31 protein-coding genes and 3 pseudogenes are annotated in these 24,396 nt (G+C 57.5%); 15 read left to right on the top strand and 19 right to left on the bottom strand.

Features of this window, described 5'->3' with window-relative positions:
- Positions 1–114 precede the first annotated feature (114 nt).
- Complete coding sequence (locus ACMKFF_RS05620; protein ID WP_419496319.1) at positions 115–1,041, top strand: DDE-type integrase/transposase/recombinase; 927 nt, start codon at positions 115–117, stop codon at positions 1,039–1,041.
- Between the two features lie 375 nt (positions 1,042–1,416).
- Here ACMKFF_RS05620 and ACMKFF_RS05615 read toward each other — a convergent pair whose 3' ends face one another.
- Positions 1,417–1,683 (bottom strand): pyridoxal-dependent decarboxylase, encoded by a 267-nt coding sequence (locus tag ACMKFF_RS05615; protein ID WP_419496322.1) that lies wholly within the window; start codon positions 1,681–1,683, stop codon positions 1,417–1,419.
- A 37-nt stretch (positions 1,684–1,720) separates the two neighbouring features.
- On the opposite strand from ACMKFF_RS05615, the pseudogene ACMKFF_RS05610 reads away from it, so the two are divergent.
- A pseudogene (locus ACMKFF_RS05610) lies at positions 1,721–1,900 on the top strand (winged helix-turn-helix transcriptional regulator); the annotation flags it as partial.
- Positions 1,901–2,171: 271 nt separating this feature from the next.
- On the opposite strand, the pseudogene ACMKFF_RS05605 reads toward ACMKFF_RS05610, so the two are convergent.
- The 8 genes and pseudogenes from ACMKFF_RS05605 to ACMKFF_RS05570 form a co-directional block, all read right to left on the bottom strand.
- A pseudogene (locus tag ACMKFF_RS05605) lies at positions 2,172–2,318 on the bottom strand (transcriptional regulator); the annotation flags it as partial.
- Positions 2,319–2,483: 165 nt separating this feature from the next.
- Positions 2,484–3,245: a tetratricopeptide repeat protein gene (locus ACMKFF_RS05600; RefSeq protein WP_419496318.1), complete on the bottom strand. Its 762-nt coding sequence runs from the start codon at positions 3,243–3,245 to the stop codon at positions 2,484–2,486.
- Positions 3,245–3,778 carry an FmdE family protein gene (locus ACMKFF_RS05595; protein WP_419496317.1) on the bottom strand — a complete coding sequence of 178 codons (534 nt, stop codon included), beginning with the start codon at positions 3,776–3,778 and terminating at the stop codon, positions 3,245–3,247. The genes ACMKFF_RS05600 and ACMKFF_RS05595 overlap by 1 nt, the downstream gene beginning before the upstream one ends.
- Positions 3,779–3,789: 11 nt before the next feature.
- Entirely contained in the window at positions 3,790–4,599 is an 810-nt protein-coding gene (locus ACMKFF_RS05590) for an ABC transporter permease (protein ID WP_419496316.1), read from the bottom strand.
- Positions 4,596–5,576, bottom strand: a complete 981-nt coding sequence (locus ACMKFF_RS05585; protein ID WP_419496315.1) for an ABC transporter permease — start codon at positions 5,574–5,576, stop codon at positions 4,596–4,598. Before ACMKFF_RS05585 ends, ACMKFF_RS05590 begins: the two co-directional genes overlap by 4 nt.
- A 24-nt stretch (positions 5,577–5,600) precedes the next feature.
- Complete coding sequence (locus ACMKFF_RS05580; protein ID WP_419496314.1) at positions 5,601–7,289, bottom strand: ABC transporter substrate-binding protein; 1,689 nt, start codon at positions 7,287–7,289, stop codon at positions 5,601–5,603.
- Positions 7,286–7,960, bottom strand: a complete 675-nt coding sequence (locus ACMKFF_RS05575; protein ID WP_418487802.1) for an ABC transporter ATP-binding protein — start codon at positions 7,958–7,960, stop codon at positions 7,286–7,288. The genes ACMKFF_RS05580 and ACMKFF_RS05575 overlap by 4 nt, the downstream gene beginning before the upstream one ends.
- A gap of 5 nt (positions 7,961–7,965) precedes the next feature.
- Positions 7,966–8,907 carry an ATP-binding cassette domain-containing protein gene (locus ACMKFF_RS05570; protein WP_419496313.1) on the bottom strand — a complete coding sequence of 314 codons (942 nt, stop codon included), beginning with the start codon at positions 8,905–8,907 and terminating at the stop codon, positions 7,966–7,968.
- A gap of 216 nt (positions 8,908–9,123) precedes the next feature.
- On the opposite strand from ACMKFF_RS05570, the gene ACMKFF_RS05565 reads away from it, so the two are divergent.
- Positions 9,124–9,855 carry an ISL3 family transposase gene (locus ACMKFF_RS05565; RefSeq protein WP_419496312.1) on the top strand — a complete coding sequence of 244 codons (732 nt, stop codon included), beginning with the start codon at positions 9,124–9,126 and terminating at the stop codon, positions 9,853–9,855.
- 46 nt (positions 9,856–9,901) lie between these two features.
- A pseudogene (locus ACMKFF_RS05560) lies at positions 9,902–10,179 on the top strand (hypothetical protein).
- On the opposite strand, the gene ACMKFF_RS05555 reads toward ACMKFF_RS05560, so the two are convergent.
- Together ACMKFF_RS05555 and ACMKFF_RS05550 are read right to left on the bottom strand one after the other, a co-directional pair.
- Positions 10,176–11,327 (bottom strand): sensor histidine kinase, encoded by a 1,152-nt coding sequence (locus tag ACMKFF_RS05555; RefSeq protein ID WP_419496311.1) that lies wholly within the window; start codon positions 11,325–11,327, stop codon positions 10,176–10,178. The pseudogene ACMKFF_RS05560 and the gene ACMKFF_RS05555 sit on opposite strands and share 4 nt — an antisense overlap.
- Complete coding sequence (locus ACMKFF_RS05550; protein WP_349135100.1) at positions 11,324–12,001, bottom strand: response regulator transcription factor; 678 nt, start codon at positions 11,999–12,001, stop codon at positions 11,324–11,326. The genes ACMKFF_RS05555 and ACMKFF_RS05550 overlap by 4 nt, the downstream gene beginning before the upstream one ends.
- 311 nt (positions 12,002–12,312) lie before the next feature.
- Between ACMKFF_RS05550 and ACMKFF_RS05545 the strand changes: the two genes are divergently transcribed.
- The 5 genes from ACMKFF_RS05545 (at position 12,313) to msrB (ending at position 15,783) form a co-directional block, all read left to right on the top strand.
- Positions 12,313–12,459 (top strand): CD1871A family CXXC motif-containing protein, encoded by a 147-nt coding sequence (locus ACMKFF_RS05545; RefSeq protein WP_349135101.1) that lies wholly within the window; start codon positions 12,313–12,315, stop codon positions 12,457–12,459.
- Positions 12,452–13,393, top strand: coding sequence for a 4Fe-4S binding protein (locus ACMKFF_RS05540; protein WP_418486914.1), 942 nt, complete (start codon positions 12,452–12,454; stop codon positions 13,391–13,393). Before ACMKFF_RS05545 ends, ACMKFF_RS05540 begins: the two co-directional genes overlap by 8 nt.
- 2 nt (positions 13,394–13,395) lie before the next feature.
- A complete protein-coding gene (locus ACMKFF_RS05535; RefSeq protein WP_419496321.1) occupies positions 13,396–14,373 on the top strand; it encodes a TlpA family protein disulfide reductase in 978 nt (325 codons plus the stop codon).
- Between the two features lie 27 nt (positions 14,374–14,400).
- A complete protein-coding gene (locus ACMKFF_RS05530; protein ID WP_419496310.1) occupies positions 14,401–14,538 on the top strand; it encodes a hypothetical protein in 138 nt (45 codons plus the stop codon).
- Between the two features lie 126 nt (positions 14,539–14,664).
- Entirely contained in the window at positions 14,665–15,783 is a 1,119-nt protein-coding gene (gene msrB, locus ACMKFF_RS05525; protein WP_419496309.1) for a peptide-methionine (R)-S-oxide reductase MsrB, read from the top strand.
- A 79-nt stretch (positions 15,784–15,862) separates the two neighbouring features.
- Here msrB and ACMKFF_RS05520 read toward each other — a convergent pair whose 3' ends face one another.
- The 8 genes from ACMKFF_RS05520 to ACMKFF_RS05485 all read right to left on the bottom strand — a co-directional run bounded on the left by ACMKFF_RS05520 (position 15,863) and on the right by ACMKFF_RS05485 (position 19,976).
- On the bottom strand, positions 15,863–16,093 hold the full coding sequence (locus tag ACMKFF_RS05520) for a DUF6061 family protein (protein ID WP_419496320.1): 231 nt from the start codon (positions 16,091–16,093) through the stop codon (positions 15,863–15,865).
- Entirely contained in the window at positions 16,048–16,302 is a 255-nt protein-coding gene (locus ACMKFF_RS05515) for a hypothetical protein (RefSeq protein WP_419496308.1), read from the bottom strand. Before ACMKFF_RS05515 ends, ACMKFF_RS05520 begins: the two co-directional genes overlap by 46 nt.
- A 145-nt stretch (positions 16,303–16,447) precedes the next feature.
- Entirely contained in the window at positions 16,448–17,086 is a 639-nt protein-coding gene (locus ACMKFF_RS05510; protein WP_419496307.1) for a CatB-related O-acetyltransferase, read from the bottom strand.
- Between the two features lie 14 nt (positions 17,087–17,100).
- Positions 17,101–17,721, bottom strand: a complete 621-nt coding sequence (locus ACMKFF_RS05505; protein ID WP_419496306.1) for a GNAT family N-acetyltransferase — start codon at positions 17,719–17,721, stop codon at positions 17,101–17,103.
- 5 nt (positions 17,722–17,726) lie between these two features.
- Positions 17,727–18,383 (bottom strand): DUF998 domain-containing protein, encoded by a 657-nt coding sequence (locus ACMKFF_RS05500; RefSeq protein WP_419496305.1) that lies wholly within the window; start codon positions 18,381–18,383, stop codon positions 17,727–17,729.
- Between the two features lie 67 nt (positions 18,384–18,450).
- Complete coding sequence (locus ACMKFF_RS05495) at positions 18,451–18,642, bottom strand: cysteine-rich KTR domain-containing protein (protein ID WP_419496304.1); 192 nt, start codon at positions 18,640–18,642, stop codon at positions 18,451–18,453.
- Positions 18,626–19,285 carry a TetR/AcrR family transcriptional regulator gene (locus ACMKFF_RS05490; protein WP_419496303.1) on the bottom strand — a complete coding sequence of 220 codons (660 nt, stop codon included), beginning with the start codon at positions 19,283–19,285 and terminating at the stop codon, positions 18,626–18,628. The genes ACMKFF_RS05495 and ACMKFF_RS05490 overlap by 17 nt, the downstream gene beginning before the upstream one ends.
- A 58-nt stretch (positions 19,286–19,343) precedes the next feature.
- Complete coding sequence (locus ACMKFF_RS05485; protein WP_419496302.1) at positions 19,344–19,976, bottom strand: TetR/AcrR family transcriptional regulator; 633 nt, start codon at positions 19,974–19,976, stop codon at positions 19,344–19,346.
- A 177-nt stretch (positions 19,977–20,153) separates the two neighbouring features.
- Here ACMKFF_RS05485 and murI point away from each other — a divergent pair, with 177 nt between their 5' ends.
- From murI to ACMKFF_RS05455, 6 genes are all read left to right on the top strand, one after another.
- Positions 20,154–20,945 carry a glutamate racemase gene (murI, locus tag ACMKFF_RS05480; protein WP_349135111.1) on the top strand — a complete coding sequence of 264 codons (792 nt, stop codon included), beginning with the start codon at positions 20,154–20,156 and terminating at the stop codon, positions 20,943–20,945.
- 168 nt (positions 20,946–21,113) lie between these two features.
- A complete protein-coding gene (locus tag ACMKFF_RS05475) occupies positions 21,114–21,377 on the top strand; it encodes a DUF6514 family protein (RefSeq protein ID WP_419496301.1) in 264 nt (87 codons plus the stop codon).
- A gap of 73 nt (positions 21,378–21,450) precedes the next feature.
- Positions 21,451–21,906, top strand: a complete 456-nt coding sequence (gene nrdR, locus ACMKFF_RS05470) for a transcriptional regulator NrdR (protein WP_349135113.1) — start codon at positions 21,451–21,453, stop codon at positions 21,904–21,906.
- Between the two features lie 207 nt (positions 21,907–22,113).
- Positions 22,114–22,356 carry a hypothetical protein gene (locus ACMKFF_RS05465; RefSeq protein WP_419496300.1) on the top strand — a complete coding sequence of 81 codons (243 nt, stop codon included), beginning with the start codon at positions 22,114–22,116 and terminating at the stop codon, positions 22,354–22,356.
- A gap of 7 nt (positions 22,357–22,363) precedes the next feature.
- Positions 22,364–23,218, top strand: a complete 855-nt coding sequence (locus ACMKFF_RS05460; RefSeq protein WP_349135116.1) for a hypothetical protein — start codon at positions 22,364–22,366, stop codon at positions 23,216–23,218.
- Positions 23,205–24,353 (top strand): radical SAM/SPASM domain-containing protein, encoded by a 1,149-nt coding sequence (locus ACMKFF_RS05455; RefSeq protein ID WP_419496299.1) that lies wholly within the window; start codon positions 23,205–23,207, stop codon positions 24,351–24,353. The genes ACMKFF_RS05460 and ACMKFF_RS05455 overlap by 14 nt, the downstream gene beginning before the upstream one ends.
- The last annotated feature ends 43 nt before the right edge of the window (positions 24,354–24,396 follow it).

Raw genomic sequence — 24,396 nt, 5'->3', positions numbered from 1 at the left:
TGTAGGACTATAATACATCTTGGACAAGCGAATAAAAAAGTATGAGAAATAGGGTCTCCTGTGATATAGTTAAGCTACCACACCAAACACACCAGAAAGGAGACCATATTCCTCATGTCAAACAGTATAACACAAGACATGGCCTTTCGGCAATCCCTAATGCAGTACGCCAAAAAATATGGTGTCAGCCGCGCCAGTCGGAAGTACAACAAAAGTCGTTCATACATCTACTTCTGGAAAAAGCGCTGGGACGGAAGTGTGGCGTCCCTGGCCTGCGCGTCCAGACGTCCGCACAGCCATCCAAATCAGCACACGGAAGACGAACTGAAGCTCATCCGAGATATGCGCCGCCGCAATCCGAAGCTCGGAATGCTCGAGCTGTGGCATCGGCTGAGGCAGCGCGGCTATAGCCGTTGTCCGGAAAGTCTGTTCCGCGTCATGCGCAAACTGGGACTGTTTCCGGCGGAAAAGCCGAAAAAGAAGTATAAACCAAAGCCTTATGAGCAGATGACGCACCCCGGCGAGCGCGTTCAGGTGGATGTCAAGGTCGTTCCCCGCCGCTGCATCGCAGACCCGGAGCTTCGCCTGTTCCAGTACACCGCTATCGACGAGTTCACACGGCTGCGCTTTCTGGCGGCGTATCCGGAGCAATCCACCTATTCCTCGGCGGACTTCCTGCGCAGGCTGCGGGCGTGGTACGCCCGCAGAGGCATACAAGTGGAGTGTGTCCAGACGGACAACGGGTTCGAGTTTACCAACCGTTTTTCTAACAGCAAGCGCGATCTGCCCACGCTGTTTGAGAAAACCGCCGCCGAGCTGGGCATTCGCCACAAGTTGATTCGTCCCTATACACCGCGACACAACGGCAAGGTCGAGCGCAGCCACCGTGAGGATCAGAAACGGTTCTATTCCTGCCATTCGTTCTATTCGCTTGAAGACTTTGAAAAACAGCTTGCCACTCATAACCGCCGTGCCAACAACTTGCCCATGAGACCCCTACACTGGCTTTCTCCTATCGAGTTCGCTGTACAATATGTTTGACAAACCTACACAATCATTACGGAATTGTGGCGGCTATCTGTTGTTTTTGTGTTACTTTATGGCATATGATTCAAGAAAAGTTCGACACACATTCCTTTTTCAGCGCACGGGCATATTGGTACATACGCTGTATCGTATGGCGGATATCGTCCTCCGTTGTCTCCGGGTGGATCGGGCAGATCCGCAGAACGGTCCGGCCTTTCAGCTGGGTGGTCAGCACGCAGGCAAAGCCTTCCTCCATCATGCGCTGAGAAATAGTTCGTCCTGCTGCTGGGGTGTGAGCCCCTGAGGCGCATAGCAAAAATTCACAATGGCCAGCTGCGCAGGCGTTACAACCTCCCATTCCGGCTGGCTCCGAAGCATGGACTCCGTCTGTTAGGCTAGGTCGATGCCGTGGGTCACCATATCACTGATCTGATCCGTCCCCAACGTCTGCAGGGTGAGCCATAATTTCAGGCTGCGCGCAGGGCGGGTCAGTTCAATGCCCCATTCCCAATAGTTGATCTCTCCATTCTCTGCGGCGGCATCCCGGAGATATTCCGGGTCAGAACTGTAAAAGACTGCCAGGTGTTTCCTGTCACGAAACAGGACCATACTGCAGGCGTACGTTTGGAACAGCCATTTGTGGGCATCCCATACCAGGCTGTCCGCCCGTCCGACATCCTCCAGCAGCTGGCGGATGGAGGCAAATGGGCTTGTTCACCGTGAGGTCTATGCCAAAGTGCCGCCGAGAGTAGAGTATTCTCTGACGGAACTGGGCAAGAGCCTGAAGCCCATTCTGGATTCCATGTGGGCCTGGGGCGAAGAGTATAAAAGCAGTTTCACGACCAGATCATCCCTCTGCCCGACAACACAATGACAACAGGAATTATGATACACCATAATTCTTGGATAATCTAAGCAATCCCGATACTCGGAGCTAAACGGTCTATACAAAATCGTTTAGGTCACGGTTTCGGGGAGCGAATGGGAATGATTGCATCCCGGAAAAAGTCCAGTCATACCAAGGCTTTTTCGCCATGAGTGCCCGCTGTGACAACAGAATGGCAACATTATTTGAATGATTGCGATAACAAAAAGCGCTATCTGATTTGAAGCCAAGTCAGATAGCGCTTTTTTTCTGTTGCTTTTTAATCGGCCTTCAGCCGGTCCTTGAACGCCTCCACCATTGCATCGCTAAGCTGCTGGGACGGGACTTTCACATAGCCGGAGGTTTCATCGTATTTCGGGTAGTTATAACGCCACTTGTCGTAGTCCTCCCGGTTGATTTCGCCGTTGCGATGCCTTTCGGCTTGTCGCCTGCAATTCACAGACAGTAAACCCTCTCGGCAGCTTGAGCAATTTTTATAAAGATTATTTCTCTAACCTCTGGAAATGCTTCATTTTGAGACAGCCCCGTTTTTTATATTCATTTCGGTTGATCCCAATATCAAGATAGACGCTTACTGGGCTCCTGCCCAATCCTTCCACGCAGCGAGGTACGCAAAGCTGGGCCAGAAACCGTCCCGGCGGAGAAGCACTTTGGAAAGGCGCGCTTTTTCGGCGCAGTCCGGATGCCAAAGCAGGCCGTACAAGGTAATGCCATATTCCAGATCGTCTTCTTCCCTCTCCAGCATTTCCAGCGCCGCTGAAAGCGGCATTGTACCGCTCCAGACCCGCATGGCCTTTTCGTAAGCAGTATGATGCCCCACCGCCATATCCGGGCGATAGTACTTCAGAAGCATCGGCGCTTTCTCTGTCCGGGCAGCGCTCAGCGTGTGCCAGTAAAGAACCGCAATCCCCATTTCATCATCGCATAAAGGCATACAGCCCTCAAAAACTTCCATTGCCTGCTCGTACCGCCCGGCGTAATACTGGGCAAGGCCGATCCGATAGAGGCAGTCCAGCTTTTCCGCACCCAAAGTCAGGCATTTTTCGAAGTCAGCGATGGCAGGATCACTTTGCAGCGTCGTCAGGTACCGTCCCGCCCGAAGACGGAGCAGGGGCAGATTTTCCGGCTCCAGCTTCACCCCCTCCGTATAGGCATCAATGGCCTCCCGGTAACGAAGCTGCCTGGAAAGAGCTTTCCCCAATGCACAGAATTTTTCAACGGAGTCCGGCAAGGACTTTGCCTGCCTGATTGCCTGGGAGTCGGGAATTCCGGCGGGAAGATTGAGAATCTGGCTTTCTATCCCGGCGTGCAGGGCATCAAACGGGTATTCCATCACAGCCCCCTTGTATACGGACGGTAACAGGCGGAGCAGACGATTTCTCCGTTTTGAAGGTGGGCAAAACTCTCGGCAAATCGTTCTCCGCACACAGAGCAGGTAACGGTCTTGAAGATCCGGGCCTCCTCCGGCACCGGCTCCGGGGCTTCCTTCACATCAAACATCTCGTGATAATCCCCATCCATAAGCCACGCCAGCCGTTCGTCCTTGGTTTTCTCCGGTGTCGGGCGCAGAACAAGGCGGAAGGACTTTCCGTCCGGACGGCGATAAAAGGAGAAGGCGTTTTTCCCCTGTAGATTGAAAATCAAGTTCCCTTTTCCCACGGTACAGGACAGCAGCGCCTGAATGGCATCCACGCCGCAGGCGTCGGTCTCGGCAATGCACACGATCTTCTCGTCCTCGGATGGGCTATCACATCCGAACAGCTCCCACGCATACAGCACTGCCCGAAAGCCGACCGCAAGGCCTCCGCAGCCGTGGCCATGGAATGCTACACATTGCTGCCACAAAGATTCCAGTTCCTTTTGCATCGTATGACCTCCTATTTTTCCTGAATGGCAGCCTGTCGGTGCTCAAAATACAGGCTGATGAGATAGAATGACAGTGATAGCATCATAATGCACACGCCCGGCGAGAGGAGATACCCATAGGCCTGGCGAAGAAAGGCACCCCGCTTATAGGCAAAGTTGATCATGGTGCCCCAAGTGGGATGATAAAGATCCCCAAAGCCCAAAAAACTCAGGGTGGACTCCATCATAATGCAGCTATTGACCCCCAGAAGAAACCGGGAGAGCAATACATCGTACAGATTCGGAAGAATATGGCGGAGAATGATATGCTTCCGACTGTATCCCTGGATCATGCAATTTTCAATAAAAGGCTGGGCATTCAGGTGAATGACCTTTGCCCGGACATTCCGGGCCGTCCCCACCCAGCTGAATGCAGCGATCAGGAGGATCAGATTTCGACTGGAGCTTCCCAGGAAGGTCGCCAGCACGATCATGGTCACCAGCTTCGGAAGCAGCACGAAAACATTGATAATGCCATTGGACAGGCCGCCCAAAAAGCCCTTCCCGGCAGCCAGCGTACCGATCACGCTCCCCAAAAGCAATGTCAGAATACTGCTGGATACACCCACCAGCAGCGTCTGCCGGGTCCCGTAGACCAACTCCGTAAAGATGTCATAGCCCAACGCATTGGTGCCAAGTAGGTGTTCCGCAGACGGTATGAGCCATGGGCCAAACATTTCTTTCTGCCCGTAAGCTGTAAACGCAGTTGGAAACAATGCAGCGGTCAGAAAAAGGCTCAAAATCACGATGCCCAGGAGAAGTGGAATATGCTGTTTTCTCAAGCCGGATCACCTCCAAAGCGTACCTTGGGGTCAATAAGAATGCAGATCAGGTCCGTCACGACAATGGAGATCGTCATGATCGCCGTTGTGACAAACAGGATGCCCTGCATCAGTGGGTAATCCAACGTATAGACGGCATCGGAGAGCAGACTTCCCATACCGCCGATGGAAAACAGCTTCTCCACAACCAGAGAACCGCCGATACAGGTGCTGACGCTCATGCCTACCATGGTGATAAAGGGCTGGGCAATATTCTTCAGAATATAACCAAATTGAATCTTACTGTCGGACAAGCCTCGTTCCTTGGCATAGAGCACATATTTTTCCTCCGTCACCTGTCGGACGGTGTTCCGCATCAACAGGTATCGGGAGGGTGCGGCGGCGACGGTCAGTGTCAGCACCGGGAGAATCAGGTGATGGATCCGGTCCCAGAAATACCCGGCCGTTCCGGGAACAGCCCCGGTACTGTTGAGTCCTGTATAGGGAAACCACCGCTGCCGGAAGCAGAACAGGATCAACAGCACCAGGGCGATCAGGAATGTGGGCATCGTATTGACGATGATCTGGAATGTAGTCGAAATCTTCTCAAAGCTGCTGCCTTTTTTGTAGCCGCAGCGGAGCCCCCACAAAAGACCGATGACCGTGCTGAGCAGCACGGCAGGCAAGGTGATCTGTAAGGTGTAGCCCAGCCGCTGCCCAATCAGGGCTGAAACCGTGGCTTCCTTTTTGAAGGAATAGCCCAGTGTACCGTCTGCAAGGGAGCGCAGATAGTACCCGAACTGCACGAATACCGGCTTATCCAGATGGAGGGCCTGCCGGTAATAAGCTACCTGAGCAGGGGTCATATCCTCCTCGGAAAAGCCGGTCAGATAAGCAATGGGGTTCCCCGGCAGAAGCCGGGGCAGAAAGAAGTTCAGAACGATCACGATCAGGAAGCACACCAGTGCCAGAATCAGGTTTTTACGATACTTTTTCACCGGTGTGCCTCCTGCGTGCAAAAATTATTTCTTGGTGATGCTGAACCAGTTGTTGACGTTGTTCAGACCGAATACAGCATCCACGGTCACATTGTCCAGCTTGGAAGAATAGGCCAGCATCATATTGTCCCAATACAGGGCAATCAGCGGCATATGGGCCGCGTAGTAGTCCTGGAGCTTTGCTGCGCCGGTGTAATATTCCTCAATGGTCTTGGCGGCCTTCAGTTCGTCCAGAATGGAGGAAAAGGCTTCGTCGAACACCTGGCAGCCGCCCTGCACGGCGTGATTGCCGTCCACATAGATGGAGCCAAGGCCGTTGCCCATGCCCATGCCGGCGGCGGTATAGCCATAGATTGCCGCTTCCATGGTGATATTGTTCTCGGAGAACTTGTTGCTGGTTTTGGCATTGTAGGCATCCTTGTCCACGGCGTCCAGATTCACCTGAATTCCAAAGGCCTCCAGCTGGGTCTTGATCATTTCGGCGTAGCCCACATGGGTCTCCTTTGCGGCGTTGACCGTCAGCGTAAAGGCAGCAGCCGCACCGTCGGCGTTCACGTAGAAGCCGTCGGCATTCTTTTCGGTGTAACCCGCAGCCTTCATATACTCGTCCGCTTTTGCAGTATCGGTGGTCAGTTTCTCCGTGTCCGTATAGCCCACCGTGGTGGAGGGTACAAAGCCCCGGTTGGGGATCTCAGCATAGGCGCTGCCGAAATAGGTCTTGAATTCCTCGTAGTTCAGTGCATAGGAAACTGCCTGACGCAGGTTTTCGTCAGAGAACAGGCCCTTTGCATTGTTAAAGGCCAGGACCGCAGGCGCATTGGCCGCAGCCACATTGACAAGCGAGACATTGGTATCGGTGGAGAGTACATCCTGATAGGTTCCTGCTACACCGGTGGAGTAGGCCCAGACCATGTCGATGTCGCCCTGCTGGAGCGCCAGGTACATGGTATCCTCGTTGCCGAAAAGCTGATAGACGATTTTCTCCACATTGGGCTTCTGGGGATAGTATTCATTGACTGCAAAGGTAATGGTCCCGGCTTCCTTGTTGAAGGATTCCAGCACATAGGGGCCGCAGGTGATGCGGCCTTCGGCCTCCGAAACAGTATCCTTGCCCTCATAAATGTGCTTGGGCATGACCCGGAAGGAGGTCATATTGCTCAGTTCCCGGACATTGGGAGAGGCCAGCGTCAGGGAAATGCTCATTTTGTCATCGGAAAGGCTGTAGCCGGTGTACTTGGCCTCCGTGACCTTTCCGTCTTCCCCGGTCTGGGCCTCAAAATTGGCGCTTCCGTTGGCCTGATCGTATTGGAGTGTGAAAAGAATGTCTTCCGCCGTTACAGGCGCTCCGTCGGACCAGGTCATGCCGTCCTGGATGGTGTAGGTCCAGGTAGCGGCATCCTCGGTAGCATAAGTTGCCAGAAGTGGATGATATTCGCCCTTGGTGTCCTGATAAACCAGAGGCAATTCGGATACACCGCTGGCAAGCATATCGAAGTTATACTCGCCGAACACGGCAGTTTCGATGGCAGCCGTCGTGCCGACGGTCAGCGTATCAATGGCGTAGGCAGGTGCCGGTTCCGTGGCCTCCGTGGTCGGAGTCTCGGTGCTTGGTTGGGTGGAGGGTGTCTGGGTGGGTTCTGCCGGGGTCTTGCCGCAGGCTGCCAGCGACAGCACCATCAGCACCGCCAGCAAAAGAGATCCTACTTTTTTCATTTCGTGTTTTTCTCCTTCTGATTTGTGTGTTTCTTCTCAAATACATAGATTTGATCACAAAGTAAATTCACCAGTGCTTCATCGTGGCTGATGAGCAGGATGCTTCCGTGGTGTTCCTGCATCTGACGGCGTACCATTCCCAGCACATTGGCCTGGGTAGAAACATCCAGCATGGAGGTTGCCTCGTCCAGAATCAGCAGCTTTGGCCGGAACAGAAGACACCGGGCGATGGCCACCCGCTGGGCTTCCCCACCGGAGATCTGATGCGGCAGATGGGCCAGGATCTGCGGCTCCAATCCGACTTTCACAAGCACGTCTTCCGTCAGCGCACGCTCCTTCCCCTTGGGAGCAAAGCCGTGATAGCGGATCAGTTCTTTGAAGCCGCTGCCGATTTTCTGGCGTGGATCCAGCGTCGCATAGGGCTGCTGATAAACCATCTGAATGGAAAGACCCAGCTTCCTGTCATAGGGCGTATTCTGTGAAACAAGACATTGACCGTCCAGCAGAATCCGCCCTCCGTCCGGCGGGCAGATGCCGCAAAGGACCTTGGCCAGCGTGGATTTTCCGATCCCGCTTTTTCCGAATATGCCGCAGATCTGACCGTCTGGAATATCCAGCGTGACATTTTGCAAAACCTGTTTTCCGTCAAAAGCCTTATCGATCTGTTCCATGGAGATCATTCCTTGCAGCACCACCATTCTCTGTCTCCCTGCGTCCTCCGGGGCATTTCGGCACGGCATCGTCCGAAGGCTGCGGGACAGCGGCGATAGAAGGGACAAGTGCCCGTCTCCGTCCGCAAAGCCGGCGTTTCCTGCATCCCGTTTTCCACCAAGGCACCCAGCAGGGCTTGGGTGTAGGGATGGCGCGGGGCAGCCAGCACCAGTGCGGAGCTGCCAGTCTCCAGCATTTTCCCGCCGCACAGGCCAAGGATCCGGCCGCAGGTCGCTGCCACGGAAATGTCATGCGTGATAACGAGCTTTGCCGCATCCGGGAACAGGTCATTCAAAAGGGACAGCGTCTGCTGCTTGCTGTCCTGATCCAGACCGTTGGTAGGTTCGTCGGCGATCAACAGCTTTGCCTGAGAGCAAAGGGCCAGTGCAATGGTTACCCGCTGGGCCATGCCGCCGGACAGCTGGAAGGCATACCGGTCCAGAATGGCCTCCGGCTTGGTAAACCCCACCTGCGTCAGCTTTTCACGGGCAAACGCCTCTCTCTGAGGTGCCGCAATGCCCAGCTTTGCAATGCTGTCAAACATCTGGCGGCGGATGCTTCTGGACGGGTCAAGAAACTCATGCCCGTTCTGCGGGATATATACGATCTCCCGGCCCAGCATGGACCGCAGCTTTTTGCCCTTCGGCAAAGCCTTCCCGCAAAATAATACTTCACCGGAAACCAGCCGCACATTGCCGGGCAGCACCCCCATCACGGATTGGGCAATCAGCGTCTTGCCGGACCCAGTCTCGCCAATGAGAGCCAGGCTCTCCCCGCGAGAAATATGGAAAGAAACCCCGTGGACCAGTTCTTTTTCCGTGCGGTCCAGTTTTGCGGCGATCACGCCGCCGGCATACTGTAAAATAGGTGTTTCCAAGTGTTCCTCCGAACCGGTGTTGCTTTGCATTCCTGCCCTGCGCAAAGACGCAGCGCTTTCTTCCCCAAGAAACGCTGCGCCTTTGCTTTGGGTTTTGGCAGGAATGCGTGTATGAACCGATGAGCATACTATAACAGATGAGATTCCCGGGCGGAAGCCTCCCCGGGGGATGTTTTTTCCATTCACCAAAATAGAATCTGTGTTCGCACTTTTTTCTTCGTATATTCTGTCAAAGCCTTATGCTGATTGGGCCGAAAAGTATCGCAAAAAAGTCAAAGTGATACGCATTTTCGCACGGTCGGAAAAATCTGCTTTCCCAATGCCATTATCGTTGCGGACCGGTTCCACGTGATCCGTCATGCGTCCTGGGCGATGGAGCAGGTCCGGAAGAACGAGCAGAATAAGCTCTCCAGAGGGCTGCGCAGGTACTTCAAACGGTCAAAGCACCTTCTCCGGAAGCCGATGGAAGCTCTGAGCAGCGAGGAGCAGGAGCGTCTGGCGCTGATGGTTGAGATCGCCCCGAGGCTCGCCGACGCCTACCGGCTGAAGAACGAGTTCCTTGCCGTCATGCATTCGGAGTCCTCGACCGTCGGGAAGCAGCGGCTGCTCGACTGGCTCGCGGCCGTGAACGTTATTGTGTTCTTTGCCTCTACCCCAACTATTGACATAGAGCCGGAAATCACCGAGATCAGTCCACTACGGACTTTTCTCGGTGATTTTCTTATATCCGTACATTCGATTACCGCTGTCAGCCTCGCTATAATGATTATAGAAAAATCAAAGGAGGTCTGGCTGATGCCCGGCCTCGTCCGCCGGATATTCATTGTGTCCGGTGCTCTCCTGATCCCACAACACGGTGACGGTGTCGGCTTCGGCGGCATGGGCCTCGGCAAACGCCCGGATCAGCGGCAGCCAATCAAAATTTGCCCCGGACACCCGAAAATAGAGATCCCGGCTGCCGAGTACGGTGTCATATAGTCCGCCCAGACCTATTGCGTGACAGAGCCGCAGAAAGGATAAGCCTATGAGAACAGGGCCTATCAAGCAGGAAAAACCCACCGAAATCTATTTTGACGAGAAAGACCCCACCATCTTCATCCGCACCCACAACACCGACCTCAAGAACAGGCTGACCGCCTATGCCGCAGCTCACCCCGGCGAGTGCCGTCAGCCCCGGACACGGGCTGCAAGGAATTTGAGATTGAAAAGGGACGCTTCTCTTTCCGGCTGACCGCCCCATACAGAGAGGAACGCCGCTGGGCGGCAAGCGAAGCAACGAAAAAACGAATAAAAGGATTTTAGGGCTTCGTTGATTGTTGCGTTGGCAACCCCACCGCAATGGTGGTGCCCTTCTCCGAACTCTCCTCCACCCAAACGGAGCCGCCGTGAAGTTCGGCGATCTCCCACACCAGCGCGAGCCCCAGCCCTGCGCCACCGTACTCGCGGCTGCGGGACTTGTCCACCCGGAAGAAGGGCTGGAAGATACTGCGCTGATACTCCTCCGGGATGCCGCAGCCAGTATCCGACACGCGAAGCAGGAGCTTTTCCGGCTCCTGTGTGACAGAAACCCGTACCGAGCCGCCCGGCCGGTTGTACTTGACAGCATTCTCCGTCAGATTGAAGATCAGCCGGTAGATCAGTGCGTCGCTGCCGGTCATAATGCCGTCGCCCTCCGCCGTCAGTGTGACGCCGCGCTTATCTGAGAGCGGCGCGAGATCTGTGAAGATCTCCTCGATCATGGGGGCAAGCTGGATGCGCTCGTTCCGTGCCACCTGCTGCAAATTGCTCATCTCCAGCAGCGTTCTGGTCATCTGCGTCAGCCTCTCCGTTTGCTCCCGCAGAAGGGTGAGAAACTCTGCCGTCTGCGGCAGCACGGCGGGATGCTCTGCGGAAAACAGCTCCAGCTGCGCCTGCATCAGTGCCAGCGGTGTGCGCAGCTCATGGGCAGCGTTGCCGGTGAACTGCCGCTGGGCGGCAAAGGCGGTGTTCAGCCGCTCCAGCATCTGGTTGAAGGAGTGGCTGAGCTGCTTAAACTCCGGAAGCACATCTTCATCGATCTTCATATCCGCCAGATTGTTCATCTGCACCATTTCCACCTGAGAAGCAAAGCTGCGCAGGGGCTTGAGGGCACGTCCACTGACAAAGTAGGCAAGAATGCCGCTGAGCAGCGTTACCGCAGCCGTGATATACCAGTTGGTCGCGCGAAAGCGCCCCTGCGCCCCATCGACGACGATGGTCAGCTCATCGTCGGGCGCTACGAGCTGCGGGTCAAAGCTTGCTGTGCCTTCCTCATTCAGGATTACCGTGCCGCCGCCCTGTAAACCGTCTACAATGGTGTCCATATAGTACACACCGGAGAAGCAGAGCAGCAGATTCATGGCCACGCAGGTGGCGCCGATGAGCAGAACGGTCATCAGCGTGATGCGCCATTGTAAAGAGATCCGCTTCATGCTTCCGTGCCTCCCATCAGATAGCCTTCACCGATGCGGTTGCGGATGGGATCATAGCCCAGTGCAGCGCGAAGTTTTTTGCGCAGTGCGGAGATGTGGACCCGGATGGAGTTGCTGAAGCTGTCCACGCTGTTGTCCCAAACATGATCCATCAGCTCCTCCTGACTCACCGGCCGGCCCTGATGTACCATCAAGTATTCCAGAATCCCCGTCTCCTTGCGGGTCAGTGTCATGGTTTGCCCCTTGACGGCGGCGGTGCGGGAGCGGGTATCAAAGGTCAAATCTCCGCAGACCAGCAGCACATCCTGCTGGGTAAACTGCCGCAGGGTCAGACTGCGGATGCGGGCCTCCAATTCAGCTAAGTGGAAGGGCTTTGCCAGATAGTCGTTGGCTCCCGCATCCAGCCCCGCCACCTTGTCCTCCACCTCGCTGCGGGCGGAGAGGATCAGCACCCGCGTCTCACGGTCGGTCTGCCGCAGGCTCCGCAGCACCGTCATACCGTCCTTCCTCGGCAGGTTCAGGTCGAGAAGCACCAGATCATAGCGCTCCACGCCCAGCAGCTCCAGGGCCTTCTCCCCATCGTAACAGTAGTCCACGCTGTAGGCCAGCCGCCGCAGGCTGCGGACGATGGTCTCGCACAGGGCGCGTTCATCTTCAATGACCAAAAGGTGCATAAGAGCCCTCCTTTTTATTATTTCATTTTCACGTTGTTCTTAAGGAACCTCTGATTAAAATGCAAGAGCGGTCAGCGAGGGAGTTTGTTCCAAATTGAGGTTTGGAAATTGCAGGAATACTTTGTGTATTTCAAGATTTTCAAACCGATAAGTTGGGGCGAAAGACCCGCTGAGCGCCGCAGCCGATTTATTCAGAGGTTCCTTAATTATAGCAAAAACAGATAAGGTTTGCGTTAAATTTTCGTTCTTAACAGAGAATTTAACTCTCCTGCGCTATGATAGCGACAGAAAACCGGAAAGGGTGATGAAAAATGAGCCATGCGAAAAAGACGACGGTACAGGTTACCCTGTTGGCTGCCGCAATTGCCATGCTATGCTTCGGCGCCTGGCGTGGCGAGGCGGCGACGGTGCTAAGCAAGGCCATTAAGCTGTGTCTGGAGTGTGTTGGCATTGGGTAAAAAGAAGTTTACGGGCGTATCACAGTTTCTGGCGCGCTTCCGGGGCTGGATCCAGGCAGGTGCGGCCTTATTGACCAATCTGCATCTGCCGAATTTTCTTAAGGGCAGGCTGTACCAGGGCGCGGGGAAGACCGTCTGTGTGCCGGGACTCAACTGCTATTCCTGTCCGGCAGCCTCCGGCGCCTGTCCCATCGGGGCCTTTCAGGCGGTGGTAGGCTCGTCGAAATTCAGCTTTTCCTATTATATCACAGGAATTCTGATTCTGCTGGGCGTTTTGCTGGGGCGCTTTATCTGCGGCTTTTTGTGTCCCTTTGGCTGGTTTCAGGAGCTGCTGCACAAGATTCCGTCAAGAAAGCTGTCTACAAGGAAGCTCAAGCCCCTGCGATACCTGAAATATGCTATTTTGCTGGTGATGGTATTCCTGCTCCCGGCGTTCCTTGTAAACGATGTGGGCATGGGGGATCCCTTCTTCTGCAAGTATCTCTGCCCGCAGGGCGTGCTGGAGGGGGCAATTCCGCTGTCTCTTGCCAATTCCGGCATCCGTGCGGCGCTGGGCAGCCTGTTTACGTGGAAGTTCGGCATTTTACTGGTGGTGATCGTGCTCAGCGTGCTGTTTTATCGGCCCTTCTGCAAGTGGATCTGCCCGCTGGGCGCGTTCTATGCGCTGCTGAATAAGGTCTCCCTGGTTCAGATGAAGGTGGATCAGAGCAAGTGTATTTCCTGCGGGAAATGCGCAAAAGCCTGCAAAATGGACGTGGACGTAACGAAATCCCCGAACCATACCGAGTGCATCCGCTGCGGGATGTGTGTCCGAGCCTGTCCGACCAATGCCGTGCGCTTCCGCTGCGGCTTTGGCACGGGAAAGCAGGGTACCGTTCTCCCGGAGAAAACAAATAAGCAAATGAATGATATTGTAAAGGAGAAAAAATCATGAACATGAAAATGACCAAAATTCTGACCGCACTGCTCCTCGTTGCGCTGGTGCTCAGTTTTGCTGCCTGCAGCAAGCCGCAAACGAACGGAGGCAACATGGCAACTGAAGACAACGCGGCTAACGCGATCGATGACCTTCTGGCAAAAGAGGCGGCCACCGCTGAGGAAGCGACGGCACTGCACACCCAGCTGATGGATGCCGAAACTGCGATCCTGAACGAGAACAGTGCGCTTTGGGAAAAGGTTTTCCTTTCCGCTGACAAGGGCTCTACGATGATCGAGGACGGCAGCAACTACGGCGACTTCCTGCTCAAAACGATCGAAAGCGCAAAGGATGAGTTCACCGAGGACGAGCTGAAGCTGCTGCAGAAGGACGGCGAAACGATCCGCAGCATTGAAGTCAAGGTCGCCGCTCTGGAGGAGAAGTTCCCTGGCTGCGGTCAGACGCCCTCCGGCGACGGCATGAGCGTGCCTGCGGGCGACAACATGATGACGCCTCCCAATGACGGCAGCCAGCAGAAGTTCCCCGCCTTTGAGGGAAAGGATCTGGACGGGAACGAGGTCAAGAGCGATACGCTGTTCTCCGGCAATGCCGTCACCGTAGTGAATTTCTGGTTCACCACCTGCAATCCCTGTGTGGGTGAGCTTGCCGAACTGGACGCACTGAACAAGGAGCTTGCGGAGAAGGGCGGCGCACTCATCGGTGTCAACACCTTCACATTGGATGGCGACGAGGCGGCAATTTCCGAAGCAAAAGACGTATTGGCCAAGAAGGGCGCGACCTATCAGAATGTGTATTTCGCTTCCGATGGTGAGGCCGGCAAGTTCACAACGAACATCTTCGCTTACCCCACCACCTATGTGGTTGACCGCAACGGCAATATCGTGGGCGAGCCCATCGTGGGCGCCATCACAGAAAAGAACCAGGCGGAAGCGCTGCAAAAGCTCATCGATCAGGCACTTGCCGCCGATATGGGCTGAGAGCGGGATCTCGAACAGGAGGTCTCAATGGACGAGACGTCGTGTAAGCCGGCAGTCGTTCTGTTTCCCGCCGCACTGACGCTGGCCGGCGGCGTCGGCGGCTGGCTGTACTACCGCTATGTAGGCTGCGCTACGGGCGCCTGCGCCATTACGTCCAACCCGTAGCTCGCCATCGGCTTCGGTGTCGCCTTCGGGCTGCTGCTCGGGATGCTCCTGCGGCCGTACGGCGGAGAGATGCAGGACCGCTGAAGGCGCGGAGCAAACCGATTTCTCTCGAAAGGAGGAAACACCATGATTCGGAGAGGATTGCCGCTTCTGTTTGCTGCGGCGTTGCTGCTGAGCGGCTGCACAGCCAATCAAAAGCCTATGCCGCAGGGAAAGGAAGCACAGGATATGGAAACAGCCGGACAGTCCTCAGATACGTCCGGTGAGGAGAGCATGTATATGGATACCACGGAACATGTCATATATCTGGCGGGCGGCTGCTTCTGGGGCATGGAACAGCTGATGCAGTCTATTCCCGGCGTCATCGACGCCCAGAGCGGCTATGCCAACGGCACCTGCGAGGCGGACGCGGACTATCGGACCGTCTGCAAGGGCGGCACGGGATTCCGTGAAACCGTGCGGGTGGAGTACGACCCCGAACAGGTGAGCCTTGACGCGCTGCTGCTGGCGTATTTCTACGTCATCGACCCCACGGTGGAGAACCGGCAGGGGAATGACATCGGAAGCCAGTACCAGACCGGCGTCTACTATACCAACGACAGGGCAAGGGAGACCGTAGAGCGCATCGCGGAGATTGAGCGGGGGCGCAGCAAGAAATTCTTCGTGGAGATCGGGCCGCTGAAAAACTACTACCCCGCCGAGGAATACCATCAGGATTATCTGGAAAAGAATCCGAACGGCTATTGCCACATCCCGCGGGCGGAGATGGAACTGTTCTCCAAGCTTCGCATCGATCCGGGCGACTACCAAAAGCCCGCAGCAGAGTCCATTCGGGACAAACTGACGGTGGAGCAGTACCACGTCACCCAGGAGAACGGCACGGAACGTCCATTCAGCAATGCGTTCTGGGATCAGTTCGAGAAGGGCATCTATGTGGATATCGTCACCGGCGAACCGCTCTTTTCCTCCACGGATAAGTTTGAGAGCGGCTGCGGCTGGCCGGCTTTCACAAAGCCCATTGAAGAGCCTGCCGTGGTGGAGCTTGAGGACAACAGCTTCGGCATGCGCCGCACAGAAGTGCGCAGCCGTGCCGGAGACTCCCACCTCGGGCATGTGTTCACCGGCGATCCGGAATCCCCCAACGGCGTGCGCTACTGCATCAACAGCGCGTCTCTCCGCTTCGTCCCCTATGCGAAGATGGAGGCCGAGGGCTACGGATATCTCCTGTACCTGTTTGAGGAATGAATTCGCAAAATACAATGATATAAGAAACAGCGTCCCAATCATTATGATCCGGGACGCTGTCGTTTATGCTCATGTCGGTTTATTCAAACAGGACATTCAGCTTGCTGTTCAGAATCAGATCGGCATAGGCAAGCGGGTTCTTGTAGATCAGATCGTTCCGCTCTGACCGCTGGAAGCGGTTGTCGGCAACTTCGTTTTCAACGGCTGTGCAGTCAATGGAGATCCGGCTTCCATCATCAAAAACCAATTCTACGCAGGCTGTGTCTATGTTGAATTGACAGGATATAAGGTGCCGTCGGAGAAGGAAAATTCCGCCGTCAGCTCGCTGTTTCCGTCCTCGTCCAGATCCGTCCAGTCGCAGCTCTGCAGCGCAGCCTCCGCGCCGGGCAGCGCCTGGGGATACTTTGCCGTGCCGATGATCGCGCCGCCCGCAGCGCTGTCCCAGAGCTCGATCTCCGTATCGCTGACCTCCAGATAGGCCGTTTCTTCCTTGCTGTCCCGCAGCAGCGTTCCGGTCACGGTCCGCTCCGCAGCCTCGGTAGCGGCTGCCGACTCCGTCTCCTTCGTCGCGGCATCCTTGCCGCAGGCCGTCAGGGCCAGCGCCAGAACCAGCGCCGTGCCCGCAATGATCGCTATTCAGTTCATATTGTTTCTCCTATGCAAATCAAGCCATGCCCTCCAGAGCGTCCACATCACCCGCCTGAATGGCCGGGATGCTGCGCCGGATGCGCTCCTCATCCCAATCCCACCAGCGCAGCGCCTCGAGCCGCGCGATGACCGCATCGTCAAAGCGCCTCCGGATGGGCTTTGCCGGAACACCGCCCACGATGGTATAGGGCGGCACGTCCTTTGTCACCACGGCGCGCGTGCCGATGATCGCGCCGTCGCCGATCGTCACGCCGGACAGGATCACAGCCTCATAACCGATCCAGACGTCGTTTCCGACGACGATGTCGCCCCGGTTGTCCCAGGCATTGGCAACGGCTCCGGCATCCGTGCCCCACTCCTCAAAGAAGATGGGGAACGGATAGGTCGACAGGCTCCCGAGCGCATGGTTTGCTGCGTTGAACAGGAATGCTGCACCGCAGGCAATGGAGCAGTATTTCCCGATGATCAACCGGTCGCGGTTGCACTCCGGATAGTGATAAAGCACCTGATTGCGCTGAAAGTCGCGCGGGTCCCGGACAAAGTCGTCATAGGTCGTGTGGTCCCCGACGGTGATGAACGGGTCGGTGACGACGTTCTGCAGGTAAACGGTGCTGTGCCCCTGACTGCGGGGATAGATCTTCCAGTTCGGAATCATCGCCGCACCTCCGTTCAGAACAGCTGGCCGGGCAGATGCAGCTTTTCCTTCGGCGGGAAGGTGGCCTCATACTGCGCGAAGCCCTCCGGGTCCGTCTCGCAGACAAAGTAGCCCGCAGGGTCCCGATAGGTGCCGGAAATGCCGTTCAGGAAGCCCGGCTCCAGCTCCCGGATGAGGAGATAGTCCGCCTCCGGGTCATCGGCATAGCGCACGCCCTTCGTCTTCGCCGGAACAAAGCCGGATTTTCCGTAAAACAGGATATTTCCGCTGATGGCCAGCGCACCCGCGCCCAGCTCCATTGCTTTTTCCATGGAGTAGTCCAGCAGGTGCTTGCCATAGCCCTGCCGCTTGTAGGCCGGGGCGATGCCGATGGGGCCGAACGTCATGATCGGCACGCGCCGTCCGTCGTCGCAGACGATCTCCGAGCGGACGTAGATGACCTGCCCGATCATCTCGCCGTCCAGCACCATGACAAGGTCCAGCTCCGGCACGAAGGCCGGGTCGTTCCGGTAGCAGTGCAGCACATAGTGCTCCATGCAGCCGGGGCGATAGACGTTCCAAAAGGCCTCGCGGGTCAGGGTTTCGGTGTTTCGATAGTCGTCCTCTGTTTCCGGACGAATGATGAGCTTTGACATGAGAATCACTCCTTGATCATATCATTCTGTTGTTCTTTTTCGGGCTTCGCAAAAAACAGGTGCAGCCCCAGCGCCGCGTTGAAGCCCGTTGCGGCAAAGACGCTGAAGCGCTCCACAATGCCGAAATATGCCGCGGGAACGAGCTTCATGCCAAGCGCCCCGACAAGCATCATGGCAAGCGCGATCCCCGCACAGATGCCGTAGGACCGGCAGTCCCTGTGCCGGACGCCCGCAAGAAGGACGAGGGTCAGCGAGACGATCGACAGCAGCACCACGGCGGTCGTGACGACCATGTGCATGACGTCCTGAAATTCTCCCGCATAGCCGCCGGTGGACAGCGGGAACATCCGGTAGCCGACTGCCGAGACCCACTCCATTGCAGCAAACAGCGTGATGCCGGTGCGCAGCAGCCCGCTTTTCCGCCCCTGCATGCCGAGGCAGACGGCAGTCACGCAGACGACCTCGCACACACTGTATAGCGCGCTGAGCCGGTTCCACAGCGCCAGCGACGGGGCGTCCGCCGCGCTCAGGTCGCTGACCGCCTGCGCCATCCAGTTGTAGTCCGGATAGGCCAGCGGCGCGAACACAACGGCCGCCGTGTACGAAAGGAAGCTGACAAGGCCCAGAAGGCCCAGCTTCTGCAGCATGGTTTTCTTCTTCATATTTTCCTCCTGCTTTCCTGCCGCATCGCAGAAATAAACGCAGTGCAGACCACAGCAATAACCGTGGTCAGCACTGCGTCTTTGCGTCTGGCTGATCGATCCATTCAATTTGAAAATTCTGCGCGTTGATCAGGCGCTCCTGCCTGCATTTCGGGCAGAACAGCGGGAAATCCCGCAGCACCGTCCGCTGCAGCAGGCGCAGGCGCGTCTTCGCCCCGCACATCGGGCACAGGACCCACCGTTCACCGGGCTGTTCCATCGTCTCCCCCACTTTCCGGCGTTTTGCCATGAACCATGCGAAAAAAGAGTCCCACATGCTTCCGGAGCCGCTCCAGACACTCCGCCTCGCGCTCCGGCTGGCGGTCACAGACGCCGAGGAGCGTCACGACCGGCGCGACATACAGCATCGCCAGCGTGTCCGGGTCCTCCGGACAAATTTCTCCGGCCGCGATCAGGGCGCGAAAAATTCCGGCATGATAGTCCAGCACGCGCCCGACATAGCGCCGGGAGTACAGCGCCGCCAACTCCGGCGAGCGGAACTGCTCGATGGTCATCATGCGGCGGAAGCGGCTGATGGTCTCGTTGTGCAGGGAGTAAGAGAAGATCTGCCGTACCTTCTCGAACAGGGCGTCCTCCGTGATCTCCGTAAAAACAGGAATGTCCTGCCCCACATCCTGCACATGGATGTCGATCCGGTCGGTATCCGCCTCATACTGCGCCGCCGTCGCCTCGACGATCGCGTCGAAAATGGCCTGCTTGCCCGGAAAGTGATTGTAGAGCGAAGGGGCCTTGATGCCGACCGCCTGCGCGATCTCGCCCACGCTGACGGAATCATAGCCCTTCGCCGCAAACAGCTCCAGCGCCTTGTCCAGAATTTTCTGCCGGGTATCCTCCTGCTTCATGGGTCCGCCTCACTAACTAACGTTCGTTAGCTATATTATAATCCGCTTTTTGCCCTTTTCAAGAGGTTTTTTCGGCCGTCAGGCTTTTTTCCGCCTCGATGCGTGCGATAAACCGGTCGATGTGCTGCCGCAGCAGGTCCGTGACGGTCTCCTTCTGCGCCGCTCCGTCATAGACGCTGTAGAGCAGAAACATCGGCCCGTAAAACTCCAGTGCCAGCTGCATCGCTGCCTCGTCCGAATCCGCCAGCCTGCGGAAGATCGCCGCCATATACTGCAGCGGCCCGCCCGCCAGATAGTCCTGATACAGCTGCGCGAGCTTCGGCTCGCGGTATTGCTCCAGCGTCAGCATCCGGCGGAAATTCGCGGCAAACGGCTCCTTCGTCCAGTGGTCGAACTGCGCCTCGCTGTAGGCGCGGATCTTGCCGACCGGCGTATGGAGATAGGCCTCCGCAAAGCCGTCCGGCTCTGTCTCCGGCATCTCATATTCCGCTGCGCGGGCATAGTCCATTTCGTTCATTCGCTCCACGATCCGGTCCAGAATTTCCTGCTTGCTGCGATAGTGCTTATACAAAGCGCCCTTTGTGATGCCGAGCTGCTTTGCGATGTCGCTCATAGAGGTCCCCAGATATCCACTCTGCGCGAACAGCTCCAGTGAGACCTCCAGAATGCGCTCTTTGGTATTGCCTGCCATGTACGCTCCCCTTTCATAACCGTTCGGTCACATTTTTATTATAGTAACCAATCGGTCACTTGTCAAGCACAATTTTGCGAAGGCTTGCCGCGCGGCTGCATTTTCCCTGCCGGAATTTGCTTTTTGGGCTGAAAAGGTGTATAATAAGAAACCAACCGTTGGAAAGGAGGCGGTCGTATGGGCCCCATTGCCGTATTTGATTCCGGTGTCGGCGGACTGAGCGTCCTGCGGGAGCTGGTCGCGCAGATGCCGAGCGAGCATTTTCTCTACTTCGGCGACTCGGCCAACGCGCCCTATGGCACGCGCCCGACCGCAGAAATTCGTTCTCTGACGCTCGCCCATGCCGAGCGCCTGTTTGACCGGGGCGCAAAGGCCCTTGTCGTGGCCTGCAACACGGCGACATCCGCCGCCATCGGTGCGCTGCGTGCCCGCTGGCCGGATCGGGTCATCATCGGCATTGAGCCTGCGCTCAAGCTGGCCGTTTCGCGCCATCCCGGCGGCTGCATCGGCGTGCTGGCCACGGAGGCCACGCTCCGCGAGGAGAAATTTGCCGCCCTGCTGCAGCGCTGCGCCGAGAACTGCCATATTTTGAAATGCCCCTGTCCGGAGCTGGTGGAGTTCGTCGAGCGCGGTGAGCTGACCGGTCCCGCACTGGAGCGCTGCCTTGCTGCACGGCTTGCCCCGGTGCTTGCCGCCGGGCCGGACGCCCTTGTGCTGGGCTGCACCCACTTTCCCTTCGCCGCCGGAGCCATCCGCCGTGTGGTGGGGCCGGACGTCGAGCTGCTGGACGGCAGCGCGGGCACGGCGCGCGAGACAAAGCGCCGCCTGCTGGACGCGGGGCTGCTGGTGCAGCAGGGCGAGGGCAGCGTGACGATCGAAAACAGCCTGGATTCCCCCGCCATTCTGGCGCTGTCGCGGCAGCTGCTGCACGCGCCGATCTTCCCCGGGCGGGAAAGTTTCGACAAATAGCGACTTGTTCTCCAACTTTTCGTCCGGTGTTTTTCTGCCCGTTGTCGAATAATGAAAGGAAAAGCGAAGTTTTCGACTGATTTCTTCCTTTCGTTGTCGGAATATGCAGAAATTTCACCGTAGCGCGCAGGTCGGTTCTGTGGTTCAATAGGAACCGGAGGTGGTCCCATGAAACACAGAACGCTGATCGGCCGCGCCGGGGTGCGCTGCGCGGACGGACGCCGCGCCCGGCTGGACTATTATCTGCTGCGCTCGGGCGGGCGCTTCGGGCTGGAGGTCCGCATGCGCCGCGGGCAGGAGCGCTGCCGCGCCTGCCTGCCGGAGCTCTCGCCCACGCCGCGCGAGGCGCTGCAGCTCGGCCGCACACTGCACCGCTGGACGGTCACGCCCTGCGCCGTGCGGGACGTGCTGGAGGAGCTTCTGTCCCGCTGACGCAAAAAAGCAATGGACAAATTTGACAGGATTTGATAAACTAAAAGAAACGAAACAAAAGGGGAAAATTGCCATGAAATGTCCCTATTGCAGCTATCCCGAGAGCAAGGTCGTCGATTCGCGCCACTCGGACGACGGCCTGAGCATCCGCCGCCGCCGTGAATGCCTGCAGTGCCAGCGGCGCTTCACGACCTATGAGACCGTCGAGAGTCTGCCCATCGTGGTGGTGAAGAAGGACGGCAGCCGCCAGTCCTTTGACCGTAACAAGATCCTCAACGGCATGCTCCGCGCGTGCGAAAAGCGCCCGGTCAGTCTGGCCGCGCTGGAGACGGCCGCGCTGGACATCGAGCAGATCCTGCAGAACTCCCTCGAGCGCGAGGTCAGCACCGGCCAGATCGGCGAGCTGGTCATGGAGCGGCTCAAGCCGCTCGACGAGGTCGCCTATGTCCGCTTTGCCTCGGTTTACCGCCAGTTCAAGGATATCAACAGCTTCATGCGCGAGCTGAACAAAATTCTCGAGGAAAAGTGAGGCGCAGAACTTGCTTCCTTATCTGGAAACATATGGAAATTCCGGACGAAGCCGCGGGAAAAGTTGCATTTTCTGCAAAAAAACGTTGACAAAACGCGTTCTCTGCGCTATGATTACGGTAATTAAAGAAAATCCGGCGGTTTGTCCTTTGACGCGCCTCTCCTGCGCATCCGCGCCGCCGTTCGCATTCTGAAGGGGGAATTCCAGATGAAGCAGTATCAGAAGCCCGAGGTATTTTACGAAAATTTTGTGCTGGCCGAGCATATTGCGTTGTGCGCCAATAAGCTCGGATACAATGACATTGCTGTTTGCACTGTTACTGATGGTCGCGAAGTAGACGATGGAATTATCACGGGTGCTTTTACAGAGGCGAACAACAACTGCGAAGTGAAAATGAATTTTTATTGTTATACCAACAGCACGCTCTCCTCGATGCTCTTTAATTCCTGATCAATCCGTGGAATCGATCTCTTTCTCCATCGCAGGCTGTGAGATCCGCCTGCTGATGCCGTTCCGGCCGGAGGTCACGCGCGGCTTCCAGCCCTTCCTCTGTGCGCCCGGCGAAGCACCCCTGACTGTCTCGCTGCTGCCCGTGCAGGCTCTGCCCGAGGTCCGCGGCCGCGAGCTTCTGCGAAATTATGCCTTTGCCGTCTTCCGAACGGAGGACGGCTTTTTTCGCGTCTTCCACGACCGGCGCGAGGGCGACCGGCCCTACGCCGTCGGCCACCTGGAGCAGGACGGGCGCGAGACCATCGAATATCTGGAGGCCGACCGGGGCTTTTTCTCCGAGACGGCCAACTGCTTCTCCCACATTGCCCTCGAGGCCCTGCTGCTGCAGCGGGACGCCATGATCCTGCACGCCTCGTTCGTCTCCACGCGCTACGGCGGGCTGCTGTTCTCCGGCGTATCCGGCATCGGCAAGTCCACGCAGGCGGACCTCTGGCAGCGCTATGAGGGCGCGGAGCTCCTTAACGGCGACCGCACCGTGCTGCGCCGCATGGACGGCGTGTGGACGGCCTTCGGCTCGCCATACGCCGGGTCCTCGAACTGCTTTGTAAACGAGAGCCGCCCCGTGCGCGCCATCGTCCTGCTGTCGCAGGGCAGCGCGTGCTCGCTGCGCCGCCTCTCCCCCGCCGCCGCGTTCCGCGGCCTGTATGCGGGAATGACCGTCAACCTATGGGACGACCGCTATGTCGCGCGGGTCTGCGACCTGCTGGCGGCGCTGGACGTTCCCGTTTACGCCCTGACCTGTACGCCCGACCGCGCCGCGGTCGACTGCCTGAAAGCGGAGTTGGAACATGAAACAGCCTGAACGCTATGTTGAACCACGCCTGACACAGTATCTTTTTGACCGCGCCAGCCGCACACTCACGCCGCTGAGCGGTACCTTTGAGCTTTCGCCGGTGTGCAACCTCGCCTGCAAGATGTGCTATGTGCGTAAGACGCCCGCCGAGGTTGCCGCCTCGCCGCGCCCGCCCGTCGGGCTGATCCAGTGGCTGTCCATCGCCGAGCAGGCGCGTGACGCAGGTATGCTCTATCTGCTGCTGACCGGCGGCGAGCCGTTCCTGTGGCAGGACTTCTGGCCGCTTTACGAGCGGCTGAGCACGATGGGCTTCCTCATCTCCATCAACTCCAACGGCACCCTGCTGGATGAGGCCCGCGTGGCCCGGCTGGCCGAGCATCCGCCCACACGCATCAACATCACGCTCTATGGCGCGGGCAATGAGACCTACGAAGCCCTGTGCGGCCGCAGCGGTATGTTTGACCGCGTGGACCGCGCCATCACCCTGCTGCGGCAGGCAGGCATCCTCGTCAAGCTCAACTGCTCCCTCACGCCGCACAACGCGGGCGATCTGGAGCGCATCGTAGGCTACGCCGCCGAACGGGACCTCATCCTTGAGGTCAACACCTATATGTTCCCCCCGCTGCGCCGCGACCCGGCCATGGTCGGGCGGAACGACCGCTTCAGCCCGGCGGAAACGGCACACTATCACATGGAGCGCTACCGCCTGCAGCGCGGCGAGGAGGACTTCACCCGCTTCCTGCAGAACATCCTGCGCGGCATCGCCCCGCCCCCCGGTCTGGACGAGGACTGCGTCGACCCCGTAGACGGCACGATCTCCTGCCGCGCGGGCAACGCCTCGTTCTGGGTGACGTGGGACGGCTGGCTGACACCCTGCGGCATGATGCCGAAGCCGCGCATCGAGCTGAAGGGCAAGCCTTTCCGCGAGGCCTGGAGCGAGCTGACGCGCGTCAGCTCGGCCCAACGTCTCTCCGGCACCTGCACCGGCTGCCAGAACCGGCACATCTGCCACTCCTGCGCCGCCATGGCCATGGCCGAGACGGGAAGCGTCTCCGGCATTCCGAAATATCTGTGCGAAATGGTCTGGGCCATGCGCACGGAGGCCGCGCGGCTGCTGGCCGAGCGACAAAAACCAACAACATAGCCTTTCGCCCCCGGCAGGAAATCCTGCCGGGGGCGAATTTTGT

Origin of the sequence: Faecousia sp. (assembly GCF_048519415.1) — a bacterium.
Lineage (GTDB): Bacteria > Bacillota > Clostridia > Oscillospirales > Oscillospiraceae > JAZOXB01.
The sequence above is the reverse complement of the archived record's forward strand: the minus strand, read 5'-3'. Positions and strand labels throughout refer to the sequence as shown.